A 16,723-nucleotide genomic window follows, 5' to 3' on the forward strand; every position below is an offset into this window, starting at 1 on the left:
TTATTTGCTTAAGGTTAACGTTCGTTTTATTCTGTTAGAATTTTGGGTGGCCGATTGCAGGAACAGCAGTTCTTTCAGCTGACCAGCTTGCCAGGTTTTTAGCATATCGTCATAATAAAAACTGCCGGGGTTGCCAGATTGCCCGCCGGGGATAATGCCGTAGCCTTTTACCTGCGGACCAAGCTGCACTACCATCCGCCACGACGGGCCGTGCCCATCTATAAGCGCGTTTACAGTTGAGCCTGTGCCGCCGCTTACAAAATTACCCGACCCAAGGCCGGGAACATTGCCCAGGTGTTTCACCTCAAAGGGCTTTACGTGCCCCCATTGCCATGCTTCGCCAATATTGCCCTGCTCCTTAATCAACTCGTTAACAGCCGCAGTAAACGAGCCCATCAACACATCGCTTGCTGTTTCGGTTACGGGAGTTGTGACATTATCGAACCATTTGGAGTTTGGCTCTTTTATCAACAGGGCCTCTGTCCTATCCATGGTTGGGAAGTACAATAATCTATCTTTCTCCTCGAAACTATCGCGCCATGTAAAGGTGTAAAACTTAACCCACCACTTGCCAAATATGCTTGCCCCTACCGATTTTGCTCCGCAAAACTTATCCCACTTTTTTAAAGTATCTAAAGCGGCCAGTTGGTTGTCATCCAGCTTAGATGCATCCAGATATTTAAGCATGGTTGGCATTATATCTTGGGCGCGAATGCTGTAATCGTCGGTTTGTAAAACGCGCATGCTGTCGGCAGTAGCTTTGGTCATAGCACCAAGGCGGTCGTTAATGCGTTTACCGCGTTCGTAACCTTCAAATTTCCAGTTGATGTAATATGGGTAAGTTTGATCTGTAGACGATTGATTTGCCGAGCTTACAAAACCACGCTGCGGGTTCTTAACCGTTGGGTTCTGCTCTGACGGGATCCAGCCGTGCCAGTCGTTAGCAGGGTCGCCGCCATCCATAATAAATTTACCCTGGTCTTTATACTTCAGCGGCAGTTTACCGTTGGGCGTAATGGCAATATCGTTATCCGCAGATGCGAAAATAAAATTCTGCGCAGGGGCGGTGTAGTATTTTAATGCTTCGCGATAATCCGCGTAATTCTTAGCGCGGTTTAATAAGTAAAAGGTCTTGAACTCGTCGCTCTCGTCATGTGCTATCCAGCGCAGGGCGTTACCTACAGGCACATTAACGCGCCCTTTTTTGGCCATATCGACATTGTTATAAACAACAGGGCCGTGGTGTGTGTACAAAACGGTATCAATCAATGGCTTTTCTCCGCGGATCTTTATCGTTTCTATCTTACGGTCTACCTTATTCCATTTGTTATTGTACCAATATTGGGTGCGGCTGGCATCTTTAAATTTAACCTGGTACCAATCTAAAATATCGGCATCCACATTAGTTACGCCCCAGCTTACCTTTTTGTTATAACCTATTACCACACAAGGCGCACCGGGCAGGGTAACGCCGTACACATTTACGCCGGGGGCGGTCATTTGCATTTGGTACCAAATAGATGGCAGCGTTAAATTCAGGTGGGGGTCGTTTGCTAATATGGGGTAGCCCGACGCCGTTTTGGAACCGCTTACCGCCCAGTTATTACTGCCAATGCCTTCAATCTTTTCCTTATCACGCATGCTTGCCAGCATCTGCGCTTTAAAAGCGGCAGGTGGCTGCGGGATGGGCAGGGGTTTAAAATCCCATTTTGTGCCTGCTGGTATGATGGGGTCTTCGTGCATCGGGTAATCGGGAAACAGATCTTTGGTTACCTGCGCGCCAAATTTATCCAGCACGTTGGTCATGGCCAGTTCGTTTGAGCCACCGGCCAGTGTTTCGCTCATTAACTTTAACAAGTATGCCGAATTGATGGGCTTCCACTCCTCGGGCGCATAAGCAAGCAGTTTAAACTCGATAGGGTAACCACCTGGTTTAAGTTGCTTGATGTATGCGTTAACCCCATCGCTATAGGCATTGATCACCTTGCTCATTACAGGGTCTTTCATGATGCCTTGCAATGTGTGTTCGGCACCGTAGGTCATGCCCATGCGGCGGTGGTAACGGTCTATATCCAAAGCCTTGGCGCCAACAATTTCCGATAGTCTGCCTGCCGCGCTACGGGTTTGGATATCCATTTCCCAAAGGCGGGCTTTAGCGGTTAAATAGCCCTGTACGTAGTAAAGGTCGTGGTCGTTCTCCGCGAAAATATGGGGTACCATATTCTCGTCAAACTTAACGGTAACCTTGCCCTGCAAGCCTTTTAGTTTCAGGTTTTCTGTGGGGATAATGTTCTTGCTTTCGGCGTTTTGCCAAAAACCTGTGGATGGGTTCAGGAACTCGCCAAGCGGCGGGATGTCTCCAAACTTTGTTTGCAGCGCCCATATCAGCGCGACTGTAAATATGACGGAAAGGATGGCCTTAAATACTTTCATGTAGACAATTAGTGATTTAGTGTCCCGAGCTATCAGGATATTGATTATCTGAAACGACGCCCACTAACCGGTGCCGCATAAACATTTAAAGGCAAGTTACATAAATAGCAGTTAAAGATTGGACAACTTTTTAAAAGTTGTCCAATCTAAAATTCAACCGCATCGCGCCTTTTACGAGGTTTGCGCTTTTTATATGGCCTCTTGGCTTTTACTACTTTCTTTTCAACGTGCTGCGTTTTGGCTTCTTTCCTAAAATTCCATGGCGGGGTTGGGTTAGCATCCTGCCACAGGCCAAGGTGGCCTTCGCGGGCGTGTTGCTCTAACATGGCCAGTTCCATGCTTTTTGAGTAGGCGCGGTATTGCCAGGCGTAACCCTGCTTTAAAATTTCGTGGTTTACGTTTATGCCGCTCTCCAGTTCTATCTGTGCAACGGTGCGGCCATACCGGTCTTTTTGATTGCCGATCAATTTTACCTTTTTGCCGAAGCAAAGATCAGATGTAAATCGCTTAGCAGCCTGCCCAAACGCCTGGCTTTTTTCGGGGCAATCTATCTCGGCAAGCCTTACGGTGATGCTTTGGTTATCGGGCGAGAGCAGCACTACTGTATCGCCATCCTTCACCCCTACTACCTTGTAAAGCGTCTCGTTTTTATTACACCCTAAAGCAAGCGCAAAAACAAACAGGCAAAAAACGAACGATCTTTTTAACATGGGGCGAAGATAGTAAGAATAGCTACTTGCGCCTATTTACCATGCAAACTCCAACTATTACCGTCGGGGTCTTTAACAGTGGCAAACCTGCCCCAAGGGGTTTTATCGGCATTGCCAACGGTAATACCTTTAGCCTCAAGTTCGGAAATGGTAGAGTCGAGGTCGTCGCATTTGATGACGAAGCCCTGGATGCAACCCGGCGTAAGGTTAGGGAACCAGTTTACCAGTGTAATGGATGTGCCGCCGCCCGGCAGCCCCAACTGGATCCATTTGGATTCGCCCTGAAATGGGTTTTCCATCATTAGCGTGAAGCCGAATTTAATATAAAATTCTTTGGCCACCTGCTGATCGGTAACGGGGATGGAAATAAGTTCGATAGCGTTCATACAATTATGGGTTTTACTTGTTGATGCCTGAAATATAGCTATCAAAAAATAAATTTGATATTTGTATTAAATAATTTCAAAAAAAATAGATGGGGAAATTTACTGTACCGGATAAGGTGCTGTTTGTATGTACAGGGAGCAAGTGTGCTAAACGTGGCGGCAAAGCCATGTATAAAACTGCAGAAAAGTTTGCCAAGCACGGCAAAGGAGATATAGAAGTGATACGTATTGAATGTACAGACCGGTGCGATTGGGCACCGGTCTGTACGTTCTCTCCGGGTAACGTTTGGTTAAAAGAATACTCGGAGAAGGATGTTTTAAAGCTGTTGCTTGATAAGGATTAAGCTTCGCTGTCGTATTTTATTTTACCAACGTGCTTATCAATTTCCCAGTTACCCGTGCCGTCTTCGCCAATAACCTCAAATAGTTCGAGCGCACGGCGGGCTTTGTATTCTTCTTCGCGCTGTTCTTTCAGGAACCAGTTCAAAAATTCGTTGGTTACATAATCCTGCTCGCTTAAACAACGTGCGTATATATTTTTAATAGATTGGGTTACACTGACTTCCTGGTCAAGCGCATCTTCGAATACCTCGCGGAACGAGTTGTACTCTTGTTTAATGCCGGTTACTTCGGGTGATATCGCGTTACCGCCCATATCCAGGATATATTTGTAAAATTTAAGCTGGTGTTGTCTTTCCTCTTCGGCTTGTTTAAAAAAGTAATCGGACGAGTAATCGAAACCGTTACGGTTACACCATGATGCCATGGCTAAATATATGGATGAGGAAGTTGCTTCTTTTTTAACTTGTTGATTTAAAAGTGATTCTACATCGGCAGAAATCAGGCTTCTGATACGGATAAGATCTTTCATGGTGTTATTATTTTAGAACTGTTTAAGCAAAACAACAAGCGTGCCGACTTAAATAATTATACAATAATATAGCTATAATACGCTGTTGAAAGAATATAAAGGCAATATGAATTCAGTCTAAATTACTAAACTGCAATACGATACAGGCGATCTTGTAAAATGCTGTTCAATTGCAGCATTACAAACGTGCCTTCAAGCAGCTCTTTAAGGGCGATGATCTGTAAAAGGGTAAGGATGTAAGTATGGTCGCAAGCGCAGATAAAGATAATTTCTACGTCGGGGTCTTTAGCGTCTAACAGTTTGGCTTCGATATTAACGTTGTAAACCGCTTTTTTTAGTTTAAGTAAACAACGGTAATCAAATTTAGCGACCTTATCGGCAAAATCGACATACCAGCAACGATCTTCATCGCTTTGATATACAGCGCCTTTTACGGTGCTAAATACATCAATCCAGGTATTTGTTTGCGGAGTTGTAAGAGTTGTAATCATCAGACCATACAAAAGACGCCATTATTTATAATTAATCCAAATAATGTTAGAATTTATTTATAATGATTATTAACAAGGCAACTTATACCTTTACTCCTATGAATATTAAAGCCTGCATTTTTGACCTCGACGGTGTTATTGTTGATACTGCTGTGTATCATTACCAAGCCTGGAAACGCCTTGCTAATGAAATGGGTTTTGATTTTACCGAACACCAAAACGAGCAGCTTAAAGGTGTAAGCCGCATGGCATCGCTTAACCTGATACTGGGATGGGGCAATATTACCAACAAAACCGAAGAAGAAAAGGAAGTTTTGGCTACACAGAAAAATACCTGGTACACCGAGATGATCGGCAAGATGACGCCTGCCGAGATCCTGCCCGGTGCCCGCGAATTTGTACAAACCTGCCGCGATGCCGGGTTAAAAACTGCGATAGGATCGGCCAGTAAAAACACGCCCACTATCTTAAATAAGTTGCAACTAACCCAACTTTTTGATGCCATTGTAGATGGCAATAGCGTTAGCATCCCCAAACCCGACCCTGAAGTGTTCCTGAAAGGTGCCGAAGCGGTAGGTATCGAACCATCGGCCTGCGTGGTATTTGAAGATGCCGTAGCCGGGATAGAAGCCGCTATAAACGGCGGCATGAAAACCGTAGGCATCGGCTCGGCAGATACCCTTATCAAGGCGCAAATCGTAGTGAGCGGACTGGATAAGATGACTTTAGATATTTTGGAGGAGTTATAAAATGAAAATAAGGGCCTTACTTGTTTGTCTGTTATTTTCAGCTGTAGCAGTCGCACAAAAGCCTGCGCTAAAGATCAGCATAACACATCTTACCAAAAATCTGTATGTATGTACGTCTTACGGGTACCCTGATGAAAATTCTCCGGCTTACCCGGCTAATAGCCTGTTTGCAGTTACGGACAGCGGTATAGTGTTGGTTGATACTCCCTGGGGTAACGAGCAAACTCAGCAATTATTAGACAGTGTTAAGCGTCGTTTCAATAAAAAGATCATCTTTTGCGTAGCCACTCATTTCCACGACGATAAAATTGGTGGCATGGATGTGCTGATTAAACACGGCGCTAAAACCTACAGCAGCCAACAAACATATGCCCTTGCAAAAAAGGAAAAAAACAGCCTACCGCAATACACCTTTACACGCGATACCACGTTTAACCTTGGAGGTTTAATATTACAAACCTACTACCCAGGCGCCGGCCACACCAAAGATAATATTGTGGTTTGGTTACCCCGATACAAAACACTGTTGGGCGGATGCCTTTTAAAAAGCCTGGATGCAGATACAAAGGGCTTTATAGGTGATGCCGATCTTAAAAACTGGCCTACAGCAGTAAATAACGTTGCACGTTTATACAGCAAAGCACAATACGTTATCCCGGGCCACTTGGGATGGCAGGGCGGGACAAAACAAATGGAGCACACCCTGCAAATTATTGCGGCACCGTAATTTATTTGCGCAATTTGCCCCGCGCTTTAATGATCTCCGTTACGGCCTCGGCTACAAATTCTTTTTGGTGACAGTCTAATTCTGTAATTGCGCTTTCGCCGTCAAACTCGTAGGCTATTTTCCCGTGGCCGTTATCTTGTGCTTTAAACCGGCGGTCATTTTGTTCAAACTCAAGATAGCCATAATCAGAAATACGGTCGATATCTTTTCCATCTTCAGCAAAAACCACCTTGCCAGAATATTTTATCTTTTGATAAAGATTATCGGTCTTATTAACGATGGTGGTGGCCTTGCCAAAATCACAAGCTGTACCTGCTGCAAGCATAAAAAGCGCCATGGCTATGTTTGCTACTGTTTTATTTATTCGGTTCATGTTATTTTAATTGAATAAGCAAATATAAACATTACATGGTATCATGCAATACATAGTACTATTACTATTTACAAATAGTTGTTAGTCAATTATATAATTTATTTTTCGGTGATTTTTTTTTAAAATTCATTATAATCTATCACAACATTACTCAAACACAAATCTTGCTAAAACCTTGCCCTTTGCAATAAAAACGCTATTTTAGAAGTGTAATAGCAGCACCCTCGCCTGCTATTGCCGCTGATAAATCAATACGCTCGATGTCTAATAAAAAGTTACTGCTGTTACCCGTATTCCTGTTCCCGCTGGTAATGATATTAACGCAGTGCTTAAATACCAAAAAAGAAATTACTGCCGACCCTCGGGGCGATGCTTATGCCGGGGCTAAAACCTGCGTAAGTTGTCATAGTAACATCGCCAATACATACCCGCACATGGCGCATAGTATTGCATCGTCGTGGGCATCGGTAAACAGTGTTCACGGCAGCTTTTCGGCAGGGCAAAATAGCGTAACTTATAACGATCATACCAAGCTGTTGATGACCAAAACAGATAGCGGCCTATTCCAGACCAATTACGTTAACGGCGAAAAGGTGGAAACAGCGCGCATTGCTATTGCGATGGGTGGCGTTAAAGGCGAAAGCTATTTGTACTGGAAAGAGAACGAGCTTTTTCAACTGCCGGTATCGTTCGATAATTCCAAAGACCATTGGATTGTGAGCCCCGGTTACGATACTACTATGGCAAGTTTCGACAGGATGATCAACATCCGTTGTATGGAATGCCACGCCTCGTTTGCAAAAACGGAGCCGGGGAAAGCACCAAGTTTTGCAGGCGATGCCATCGGGTTTGATAAAAAATCTATCATTATGAGTATCGATTGCGAGCGCTGCCATGGCGGGGCTAAACAGCATGTAGATTTCCAAACAGCAAACCCTACAGTTAAAACTGCTAAGTACATTACCCGCATAAGCGAACTTACCCGCGAGCAAAAGGTTGACCTATGCGGTACTTGCCACTCGGGCACGCAAACACAAAACACAGGGTCGATATTTAATTTTAAACCGGGTGATAAACTAACCGACTTTAAAAAGCACGCACCATCTGCCGGGCCTTTAGACCTTGCCCACCTTGATGTTCACGGCGACCAGCTGGATATGCTTAAAACAAGCAAGTGCTACATCAGCAGTAAAATGGATTGTAATACCTGCCACAATACGCACCAAAACGAGCGTGGTAACATGACCCTTTTTGCCCAACGCTGCCAAACCTGCCACAAGGCAGCAGATCATAACCTGTGTAAGCTAACGGGCAAGCTTGATGCTACGATATTACAAGCCAAATGTATCTCCTGCCATATGCCGGCATTGCCATCTAAGGCTATCATAAACGATAATCAATCCGTAATGATACATACCCATCATATTGGCATTTACCCGGATAATATCACCAAAATAGCGGCCTACCTAAAACAAAAATGATGCTTACCCTACCCTGTTGCGTAGCATAAGCATCATTCAAAATTATTTGTTAAGCTTTACTTTTTAGTGCCGTTCTGTAATACAATAAACGGCTGGTGCTCGTCCCAATTGGGTGCAAAGTTTGGCTGGAACAAGAAACCGCTTGCATAGTTTCCCAGTATAATATCTGGCTTGCCATCCTTGTTAAGGTCGCTAACGTCCATGTTCATCCAGCGGCCGTATTTGCTAACGGGTACGGCGTGGGCTTTAAAGTCCATAGGTTTGCTTTGCTCAAAGTAAATAAACTCCTCGGCAGGGTTATTTTTCATATCCGCAAAAAAGGCAATGGTAGCAATATCCAGATCGCCATCCTTGTCAAAATCGGCAGCTATGGCTTTCGTGGCACCATTTATAGGGTAAAACCAGGTTTGTTTAAAGTTATAGTCACCGGTATTTTTGTAGATGTATAGGCCATGGTACGGCTTTAAAATGCGTGAATCGCGGAAGTTATAACCACAGGTGTATATCAGATCAGGGTTGCCGTCATGGTCAACATCTGCCAATTGAAAACTTGTTGAACCATAAACCGGCGGGAAACGCAACAACTCCCTGCTTGTAAAACCGCCCTTTTTATCATTCAAAAATAACGACAGGCCTTCATTGCCACTGCCAAACAGCACCATTAGATCGGGGTATCCGTCTTTGTTAAAATCCTGGGCAACGGCTTGTACAGCGCCGGGCCTGTCGGTTATGGTGAATTGCTTTTCGGCCTTACCGTTAGCGCCTAACTTCACCAGGAAAACGCCACCCTTGGTAAAACCCTGGCCTAAAACAACCAATTCGTTCTTGCCGTCTTTATCAAGATCTACACTTAGGGTTTGCACCGGTCTTGGCATATCGATAGCAACTTCCTGCGCGTTTAGGTTATCATTTAGTTTCGCGCTGTAAATTTTACCGCTTGCAAAATCAACGGGGTCTATCCGGCCAATGCACGATAGTATGGCCATATCCGCACCGGTTGCGTCTTTTGTAAAATTGGCATGTACCGCTGCCGATGGTACGCTGGTAACGGCTTTCACCTTCAGGTTGCTATCCCACTCGGTAAGGGTATTTGCAACTACATCGCTGGTGTAAATATTACCGGTGGTTGGGTTTGGAGCAACCATAGTTGTAAAGGCAATATCATTATTAGTTGTAGATTTTTTGAGCGTAAAACCCGCCCAATCATTTAATAACGGGCTTGGGCGTTTAACGGGTGTTAGGGTATCCGGGGCTATTTTCTGATAATAATCTACCATGGCCTGCCACTCTACAATTGTTATAAGGGTGGTATCTTTGGTTTCTTTACCCGTTTCTTTGTAAAACGACTGCCCATAGGTACCTATCCCAAAGTAATGCGCCATAGAAGGCAATGAGTGTACACGCCATACATCTTTAGTAAGCGCATTCGCGGGCACAAGTTGGTGGCATTTGGTACAGTGTATTTTTACAAGGTGTTCGCCATCGGCAACTACATTGCCTGTAAGCTTGTATGTGCCACCCGTTTTGCTTTTACACCCTTCAAGCACTGTGCTTAATGATAGTAATGCAACCCCTGATAATATAAGAGAAGTAAATACGAAGGTCTGCTTTAGTTTCATGGATATATGGCTGATGCCGTTTACTTAGTTCTGTAACTTTAAATTATTCCAAATGTATTCGCCTATCTGTCGGCCCTGAACCGCGCCCTGGTCTACACTGTTTTTGTAGTGGATACCGCCATAAAAACGACTGATAGATGTTTCGTCGGCCGCTTTCAAAAACGAATCGAAATGGCGCTGCATGCCAATGTAACGTAAATCGCTGGTGTCCTGGTAAGAAAAATTATCGCCAAACAAATGTGTTAATATCACTGCCGATGCGCCGCTGATATCGCTGTGCCCGCTCGGGTATTCGGGGAATGGCGGGGTTTGCAGCAAGGGCAACCAGGTGTGGTCTATCTTATCATTTATCACCGTAACCGGCCTGATATATTCGGTAGTATATTTAACCTGCCAGCCGCAAACAAAGGCATCATACAAAGCAATTGATGTTAAGGCGTAAGCCTGTGCAGTTTTAACCGCATCAGCCTTGGTTTTTTTACAGGCAATTGCCGCTATACCTATCCAGTGGCCGCCTGGTGTTATTTTTTTATTTACGAACATCATGTGCCCGTTATGTTGTATCACAAACGGGTTATCATCCCAAAACTTGGCAATAGTGATTTCTTCTTTTGTAAGGCTTTTGCTTTTCTCATACACGGCAACGTTTTGTTTAAAGTACTCGCTGTTTTTGTCCTCGCTAAACGGCGGTGGCGGTGGCAAAGTAAAATCTGATGATGATTTTACTACGAAGGTTTCCATGGTGCCCCAGCAAAACTCCACACCGTCCAAATAATCGGGCGCGGTTGGATGCCATTTGCCGTTATCGCTACTACCCAAAAACCTGGGTTTACCGCGGGTTTTAGCATAATTATCTGCCTTGGCACGCGCCAATACCGCCTTACCCACGCTTTCGCCAAATGCTACAGAGCGGGCAAAGGTACTGTCATCAAGGTTGTTTGCGTACATGGCAAAAACTTTATCTTCGTACTTTTTAAGCGTATCTACAGAGAATGTTACTTTATGCGCTACAGTAAAAAACGCCTTTGTAGCTGCAAGTGCAAAATTATACTTAACCCCTTTTTTTGGCTGGGGGATGGCTTTAAAACCGTGCAGCTGCCCGGCTATTGAATTATATTTTGGATCTTGAAAACGCATAGCCTCATACTGCGCCAAACTGGTATAGCCATAAATGCGACTTGCAACAGGCGGGCTAAACACATCGTATATAATTACTTGTGTAAGCTGGTCAACGTTTTCGTGCAGTACATCTGCATCGCTTTTTAGTGCTATTTTTTGCTTTTGCTTGCAGCTTATTGCCAAAAGGCAAAATGTGGCTGCAACTAAAAACTTATAATTTTTCATGTTTCGGCTATAAATTAATTTAAGGGTATATTTCTGGCCTGGCCCGTATTGTTGGTTACAGTTACCGACAGCATTGTAGCATCAAGATTAAAAAATCTGCCAGATTGCGACAAGAAAGATCCTCCATTATAAAACTCCTGTTTGGCGGTTTTGCCATTCTTATATTTGATGGTGGCAAACATATCTAAAGGCAACAGACTGATGGTTTTTACAGGCTTTTTCAGTTCAAAAACTTTTAAGGCGCCCTTATACTGGCTGGCAGCAAGCAGGTAACCACCTTTTGCGCTACGCAATTTAACAAGTGCCTTACCATCGCCGGGGATATAAATACCACTCTGCATAATGGTTTGCGGTTTAAACCCCCCTTTGCCATCCCCTTTCAAAATCAACCCGTTAAAGGCATCGTAACGGCCGGTGGTAACTTCGGTACCGTAATCGTTTCCACTAAGGGCTATGTCAAGATTACCATCGCCATCAAAGTCATCTATAATAATACCTGCCAGTTGTGACATTTGCGCTTCTATCGGCAGCGGAATCATAGTAAATTTGCCGTGACCATCGTTACGCAGATAACACGACCGCAGTTCATTTGCCTTTAAGCGGATAGCGCCTTTACGCATCTCTGGCGTTATTACACTATCCATTGTGGCAACCGCGTACGATTTAAAGTTTTGAAACTTAATTCTCATGCTGATAATTTGCTTCACAATATCCTCGCGCGTATGCGCCGGAAACTCCTTCATCACCCCGTCCCTGTCTTTCAGGAATACCGATGGGATGGCGTCATAGCTATCGTTATTATCAAAATCTTTAGCGGTGATGTATGCCGGATATTGGTCTGTAGCTTTGTAGAAGGTATTTAAGCCCGTGTTGCCTACTATGTAATCAATATCGCCGTCGTGGTCAAAATCGCCGCCGGCTATAGTGTTCCACCAGCCCAATTTATCGGCTACGCCTGTGCTTGCGGTAACGTTTTTAAATACGCCGTGATCATTCTTCATAAAGGTAACAGGCATCCACTCGCCGGTAATTACAAGGTCGGGCCATCCATCGTTGTCATAATCGGTGAATGATGCATCGCACACCAAACCTAATTTATTTAAACCTTTTGCAGCTATAGGGGTGGCATCTGTAAACTTTATCTGCCCTTTTTTACTGTCGTTACGCAGTACAAGGCTCGATACAGGTTTGGGGTAGTTCCATGGGTCTACCCTGCCGGATACAAACAGGTCAAGCGCGCCATCCTTGTTGTAATCAACCGATTTTACGCAAAGCTTGCTGGTGAAATTAGTTGGTAAAGCGCCGGCCTGCAAAGTAAAATTACCTTTACCATCGTTAGCGTAAATCCTGTCCTGATATGATTTTGAGCCCGGGGCATCCTCGTAACCACCACTTGCAGCATACAAGTCGAGGTCACCATCGCCATCTGCATCAAATAACAATAAGCCCTCATCTTTATACTTATCGGTTAGGTTTTGCGCCGATACCAGCAGGTTGCGTTGAACAAATTTGCCACCCACTTGCTGTAAAAATAATTGCGCAGGATATTTTGAAGTACCGCCCACCACCATATCATCAAAGCCGTTGCCATCAACATCGCCCACGGCAATAGCCGGTGCATACTCAGATAATTTATGCGGGATCAGCTTTTGTACGTTAAAATCAGCGAAGTCAACATCATTATGTTTGTAGTTAATGCCCACTGCTTTGGTAACCTCGGTAAACAACGATTGTGTATTGATCTTAGCAACATCAAAGCTGTAAGGCGTTTTCGCGTTGTTGATATCAACCTTTAGTGTTTGGTCGGCTTTTACATTGGTAAGTTTTTCCTGCCTGCCGTTTTGCCATTTTATAACTACCGAATCTAAGTTGGTTATCTTACCCAAACCAAAGTGAGCTATATTTTGAATGGTTGACAAATACCCGCGAAACGGGGTATTCTCATAAACCTGGTGCTTGCCATGGTCGTAATAAATATCAGCCCAGGCTCCTATCCCGTCTTTGTTTTGCGCGCCGCCTTTAAACTGGACCTGTAAATAATGGTTATTGGCTTTATCGTTTTCGCGCGAGTTATTTTTGTAGACAAAAGCCTCGTCATCAATATTGTTGATGATCATATCCAGCGTGCCGTCGTTATCCAGATCGGCGTAAGCCGCGCCGTTAGAAAACGACGGGAGATCCATTCCCCATGCTTTACTTACATCTTCAAACTGCAAGTTGCCATTATTATGAAAAGCGTAATTGGCAATTTTAACAACGGGAATCTGTTGCAGGATCTGCTTTTTGGTAGCCACCGCGAAAGATTCGTTCCTGAAAGCGATAAAATCATGGTCGGTAACATCGCGTGGATAGCCGTTGGTCACTACAATATCCCTAAAGCCGTCGTTATCAAAATCGGTTATCATAGGCCCCCAACTCCAGTCGGTTTGTGCCACGCCGCTCATAAAGGCAACCTCGGCAAATGCGGGTGCGCCAATGGAGTCGTTTTGCCCTAAGCGAGGGCCTTGGTTTAGCTGTAAAGTGTTATGGTTATATTGGTACTGGTATCCGTAAAAGTCAAAGTTTTGGTATAACTGATAGGCTGTGGCGGGCATAAACATCTTTTTGCGGTAGTTATCTTCCGGGTCCATGTCCAGTTCAAAAACATCGGCCAGGCCATCGTTATTAATATCCTGCACATCCTGCCCCATGGCGCTGGTGGCAGTATGTTTAAAATACTCCTGTGTGCGGTCGGTAAAGGTACCGTCGTGGTTGTTAATATACAGGATGTTGTTTGGTAAAAAATCGTTGGTAACATAAATATCTTTCCAGCCATCGCGGTTAATATCTACTATGCTGGCTGCATGGCCGTAGCCTTCGATCAGTATCCCGGCCTGTTTAGATACATTGGTATAAACCGGGTGCTTTAAAGCGGGGTTATAATCGTTACGGTAAAGCCTGCCTGTGCTGCGGCTGCTACCATCTTTTATGAGCGGCCTAAAGGCGCTTGTATTATCTGTAGATTGTGCCTCGTTAACGGTGAGGTACATGTCAAGGTCGCCATCGTTGTCATAGTCAAAAAACGACGCCATGGTAGAATGTACATTTATGTTAAGGCCGTACGCTTTTGCCTGTTCTTTAAATATAGGCACTCCGTTCTTATCCGGCCCCTGGTTAATATATAATAAATTGACCCTTTTAACAGAATCGCTTAATAGTGTGTTACATACATAAATATCCTTTAAACCATCATTGTTTATATCAACAACTGCTACCCCACGGCCCCAGCCGCCTCTGCCGCCTACGCCTGCTTTATCGGTAACGTCCTCAAACTTAAAATCGCCTTTGTTTATGTATAAACGGTTTGGTACCGCATTGCCTATAAAATAAATATCCTGCAGGCCATCGTTATTAAAATCGCCTATGCCGACACCGCCGCCGTTATAAATATTTAGTTTATCAAGCGGGTTGATGGTATCGTTCTCTATTATCTCATTATTAAACTTTATACCCGAATGAGATGAAGAGATCCGCTCGAACATGGTAGCCTTTTTACAAGAAAATATTATGAGCGGTATAATAATACATAGCAGATATTTAAGGGCTTTCATATAGCGATATTAGGATTTTTATTCAAAAAAAAGAGGGAGAGATAGATTATCCCCCCCTCTTTTATGAGTTATTTACTATTAATAACCTTTGTTTTGTTTCAATTTACTGTTTGGAAAATCAATTTGAGGCTGAGGTATCGGGAACAGCTCGTTTTTATTACTTCCAAATTTAGCCACCTTTATTACGGCTGATGTAAACTTATCACCAAAGTCACGGGTATTTTTCAGGAATTTCTCAATTTCTGTTGTCATGATATTACCAGCAGGGCCGCCGTTAACGGCATCCCAACGAGATAAATCGAAGGTACGATGACCTTCCATACCCAATTCAAGTTTGCGCTCAAAGTAAACTGCTTTGCGGGCATAAGCCTGGCCGTTTGCAGCAAACTGGCCGGTATATAAACCAACTTTATAATTGGCAGCAAAAGCATTTTTATCAACAATTGGCTTTGTAGCGTCAGGTTGGCCTTTGTCATTTAGGCCGTAACCTGTTAACTTACCTTTAACCCAACCGCTTTGTATGGCAGCACGGCCCCTAACCTGGTTAACATAACCTTCGGCAGTTGCAAACTGATTTCCTTCAACAGCACATTCAGCAGCCCACAAAAGTACGTCGGCAAAACGAATAGCATTATAGCTGTTTGATGTTGCCTGGTTTGCAGCCCAACCACCATAAGCATCTGAAGTAGTTGATTGCGCAGCTTTGTAGTAAACGTTTTTAATAGGCAAATACGGACCGCCGTTTGGCTGATCACGAGCCCATGAAGCACCCGGGCAAATTCCCCAATCCAAGTATGGGATACCACGACGGCCTACTGACCAATCTAACCTTGCATCAAGTAACTCGTTACCCGGCAAGTATGTAGCATCTGTTGCACTTACACTCTGGTCGTTTTTGATGTAATCGTTTTGATAAGCATCGATCAACGGCAAACCGTTGGCATCAACTTTAAACGAGTTTACAAAATCAAACGTTGGCTGGAAGAAACCGCAGCATCCTGCAGGGCCACCAGAAGGGAAGTTCAATACAGAACCCGCGTTACCGTTTAAGCCGTTGGCACCATCATTTACTGCTGTTTGAACAACAAAAACGCCTTCAGGTCCATTTTTGGTAGATGGGTTAAAGTTATTGGCATAAGCACCTAAAGCATATGCGGCGCCAGAACTCGTTTTACCGCTTGAAATAACTGTTTTTAAGATATCGAATGCAGCAGGGTATTTGTGATCAAACATTAATGTTTTAGCCTGAAAAGCCAAAGCAGCCCATTTGTTTGCACGGCCAATTTGCGGCTGTGTTTCCGGAAGATCAACAGCGGCAGCTGCAAAATCAGCCGCAATTTTATCCCAGATCGGGCCGTCATTAGGCAGGTTAAAGTTACCGGCGTCATAGGTGATCGTCTCATCAGCATACGGTACGTTCTTCCATAGTTTAGCAGCCTCAAGGTGATAAAAACCACGTAGAAACTTTGCCTCGGCGATATATTGCTTAGTTTGCGCTGGAGTGATAGAACCATCTTTTACAGTTGGCAGCAAACGAAGAACATCATTTGCACGTTGCACACCTGCATAGCATACACGCCATTTATCATCAAGATAGTCGTTGGCGCCGGTAGCACTAAACGCCTCGAGGTTAGCCGCCCCAGGCTGATCGCCAGGGTTAGAACCTTTGAAGGCTTCACCAGCAACAACGCTACCGTAAATCCAATTGTCGGTGCCGGTTTCCCAAGGGCTGCCTTTTTGGGTACTGTATACGCCATCAACCAGCGAGTAAGCACCGATCAATACACCATCGACACCTGTTCTGGTCGCAATTACTTCTGGCGTTAATGCGCCGATAGCGGGCTGGTCGAGAAATTTCTTACAAGAATAAGATGAAGCCAACAGCAGTATAGCTGCAGGAATCATAATTTTTAATTTCGAATTTTTCATAACTATAATTCTTTTATGTA

General features: G+C 44.2%; 14 protein-coding genes. 4 read left to right on the forward strand and 10 right to left on the reverse strand.

Annotated elements, in window-relative coordinates:
• The 3 genes from ABIB39_RS16245 to ABIB39_RS16255 form a co-directional block, all read right to left on the reverse strand.
• The gene (locus tag ABIB39_RS16245; RefSeq protein ID WP_354431219.1) at positions 1–2,433 is read right to left on the reverse strand and encodes a penicillin acylase family protein; all 2,433 of its coding nucleotides are present in this window, start codon (positions 2,431–2,433) and stop codon (positions 1–3) included.
• 146 nt (positions 2,434–2,579) lie between these two features.
• The gene (locus ABIB39_RS16250) at positions 2,580–3,143 is read right to left on the reverse strand and encodes a thermonuclease family protein (RefSeq protein ID WP_354431220.1); all 564 of its coding nucleotides are present in this window, start codon (positions 3,141–3,143) and stop codon (positions 2,580–2,582) included.
• A gap of 32 nt (positions 3,144–3,175) precedes the next feature.
• Complete coding sequence (locus ABIB39_RS16255) at positions 3,176–3,529, reverse strand: VOC family protein (RefSeq protein ID WP_354431221.1); 354 nt, start codon at positions 3,527–3,529, stop codon at positions 3,176–3,178.
• 89 nt (positions 3,530–3,618) lie between these two features.
• Between ABIB39_RS16255 and ABIB39_RS16260 the strand changes: the two genes are divergently transcribed.
• The gene (locus ABIB39_RS16260) at positions 3,619–3,873 is read left to right on the forward strand and encodes a (2Fe-2S) ferredoxin domain-containing protein (protein WP_354431222.1); all 255 of its coding nucleotides are present in this window, start codon (positions 3,619–3,621) and stop codon (positions 3,871–3,873) included.
• On the opposite strand, the gene ABIB39_RS16265 is transcribed toward ABIB39_RS16260, so the two are convergent.
• Both ABIB39_RS16265 and ABIB39_RS16270 read right to left on the reverse strand, forming a co-directional pair.
• The gene (locus ABIB39_RS16265; RefSeq protein WP_354431223.1) at positions 3,870–4,400 is read right to left on the reverse strand and encodes a ferritin; all 531 of its coding nucleotides are present in this window, start codon (positions 4,398–4,400) and stop codon (positions 3,870–3,872) included. The two genes, ABIB39_RS16260 and ABIB39_RS16265, sit on opposite strands and share 4 nt — an antisense overlap.
• 125 nt (positions 4,401–4,525) lie before the next feature.
• Positions 4,526–4,891, reverse strand: a complete 366-nt coding sequence (locus ABIB39_RS16270; protein WP_354431224.1) for a hypothetical protein — start codon at positions 4,889–4,891, stop codon at positions 4,526–4,528.
• A gap of 98 nt (positions 4,892–4,989) precedes the next feature.
• Here ABIB39_RS16270 and pgmB point away from each other — a divergent pair, with 98 nt between their 5' ends.
• The gene (gene pgmB, locus ABIB39_RS16275; RefSeq protein WP_354431225.1) at positions 4,990–5,640 is read left to right on the forward strand and encodes a beta-phosphoglucomutase; all 651 of its coding nucleotides are present in this window, start codon (positions 4,990–4,992) and stop codon (positions 5,638–5,640) included.
• A gap of 1 nt (position 5,641) precedes the next feature.
• Positions 5,642–6,367, forward strand: coding sequence for a subclass B1 metallo-beta-lactamase (bla, locus tag ABIB39_RS16280; protein ID WP_354431226.1), 726 nt, complete (start codon positions 5,642–5,644; stop codon positions 6,365–6,367).
• A 1-nt stretch (position 6,368) separates the two neighbouring features.
• Here the strand turns inward: bla and ABIB39_RS16285 are convergent, their stop codons facing one another.
• Positions 6,369–6,740 carry a hypothetical protein gene (locus ABIB39_RS16285; protein WP_354431227.1) on the reverse strand — a complete coding sequence of 124 codons (372 nt, stop codon included), beginning with the start codon at positions 6,738–6,740 and terminating at the stop codon, positions 6,369–6,371.
• 260 nt (positions 6,741–7,000) lie between these two features.
• Here ABIB39_RS16285 and ABIB39_RS16290 point away from each other — a divergent pair, with 260 nt between their 5' ends.
• Positions 7,001–8,221 carry a multiheme c-type cytochrome gene (locus ABIB39_RS16290; RefSeq protein WP_354431228.1) on the forward strand — a complete coding sequence of 407 codons (1,221 nt, stop codon included), beginning with the start codon at positions 7,001–7,003 and terminating at the stop codon, positions 8,219–8,221.
• Between the two features lie 56 nt (positions 8,222–8,277).
• Here the strand turns inward: ABIB39_RS16290 and ABIB39_RS16295 are convergent, their stop codons facing one another.
• The 4 genes from ABIB39_RS16295 to ABIB39_RS16310 all read right to left on the reverse strand — a co-directional run bounded on the left by ABIB39_RS16295 (position 8,278) and on the right by ABIB39_RS16310 (position 16,703).
• Positions 8,278–9,840, reverse strand: coding sequence for an FG-GAP repeat domain-containing protein (locus tag ABIB39_RS16295; RefSeq protein ID WP_354431229.1), 1,563 nt, complete (start codon positions 9,838–9,840; stop codon positions 8,278–8,280).
• A gap of 24 nt (positions 9,841–9,864) precedes the next feature.
• Positions 9,865–11,184: a vanadium-dependent haloperoxidase gene (locus tag ABIB39_RS16300; protein WP_354431230.1), complete on the reverse strand. Its 1,320-nt coding sequence runs from the start codon at positions 11,182–11,184 to the stop codon at positions 9,865–9,867.
• Between the two features lie 14 nt (positions 11,185–11,198).
• A complete protein-coding gene (locus ABIB39_RS16305; RefSeq protein WP_354431231.1) occupies positions 11,199–14,774 on the reverse strand; it encodes a VCBS repeat-containing protein in 3,576 nt (1,191 codons plus the stop codon).
• A 78-nt stretch (positions 14,775–14,852) separates the two neighbouring features.
• Positions 14,853–16,703, reverse strand: coding sequence for a RagB/SusD family nutrient uptake outer membrane protein (locus tag ABIB39_RS16310; protein ID WP_354431232.1), 1,851 nt, complete (start codon positions 16,701–16,703; stop codon positions 14,853–14,855).
• Positions 16,704–16,723: the final 20 nt, after the last annotated feature.

The organism is Mucilaginibacter sp. UYP27, from assembly GCF_040547175.1.
GTDB lineage: Bacteria > Bacteroidota > Bacteroidia > Sphingobacteriales > Sphingobacteriaceae > Mucilaginibacter.

Bases quoted from the DNA above. Each gene is read 5' to 3' on its own strand.
- ABIB39_RS16245 (WP_354431219.1), bottom strand. From the start codon at position 2,433: ATGAAAGTATTTAAGGCCATCCTTTCCGTCATATTTACAGTCGCGCTG.
- ABIB39_RS16300 (WP_354431230.1), bottom strand. From the start codon at position 11,184: ATGAAAAATTATAAGTTTTTAGTTGCAGCCACATTTTGCCTTTTGGCA.
- ABIB39_RS16295 (WP_354431229.1), bottom strand. From the start codon at position 9,840: ATGAAACTAAAGCAGACCTTCGTATTTACTTCTCTTATATTATCAGGG.
- bla (WP_354431226.1), top strand. From the start codon at position 5,642: ATGAAAATAAGGGCCTTACTTGTTTGTCTGTTATTTTCAGCTGTAGCA.
- ABIB39_RS16285 (WP_354431227.1), bottom strand. From the start codon at position 6,740: ATGAACCGAATAAATAAAACAGTAGCAAACATAGCCATGGCGCTTTTT.
- ABIB39_RS16290 (WP_354431228.1), top strand. From the start codon at position 7,001: ATGTCTAATAAAAAGTTACTGCTGTTACCCGTATTCCTGTTCCCGCTG.
- ABIB39_RS16255 (WP_354431221.1), bottom strand. From the start codon at position 3,529: ATGAACGCTATCGAACTTATTTCCATCCCCGTTACCGATCAGCAGGTG.
- ABIB39_RS16250 (WP_354431220.1), bottom strand. From the start codon at position 3,143: ATGTTAAAAAGATCGTTCGTTTTTTGCCTGTTTGTTTTTGCGCTTGCT.
- ABIB39_RS16260 (WP_354431222.1), top strand. From the start codon at position 3,619: ATGGGGAAATTTACTGTACCGGATAAGGTGCTGTTTGTATGTACAGGG.
- ABIB39_RS16305 (WP_354431231.1), bottom strand. From the start codon at position 14,774: ATGAAAGCCCTTAAATATCTGCTATGTATTATTATACCGCTCATAATA.
- ABIB39_RS16265 (WP_354431223.1), bottom strand. From the start codon at position 4,400: ATGAAAGATCTTATCCGTATCAGAAGCCTGATTTCTGCCGATGTAGAA.
- pgmB (WP_354431225.1), top strand. From the start codon at position 4,990: ATGAATATTAAAGCCTGCATTTTTGACCTCGACGGTGTTATTGTTGAT.
- ABIB39_RS16310 (WP_354431232.1), bottom strand. From the start codon at position 16,703: ATGAAAAATTCGAAATTAAAAATTATGATTCCTGCAGCTATACTGCTG.
- ABIB39_RS16270 (WP_354431224.1), bottom strand. From the start codon at position 4,891: ATGATTACAACTCTTACAACTCCGCAAACAAATACCTGGATTGATGTA.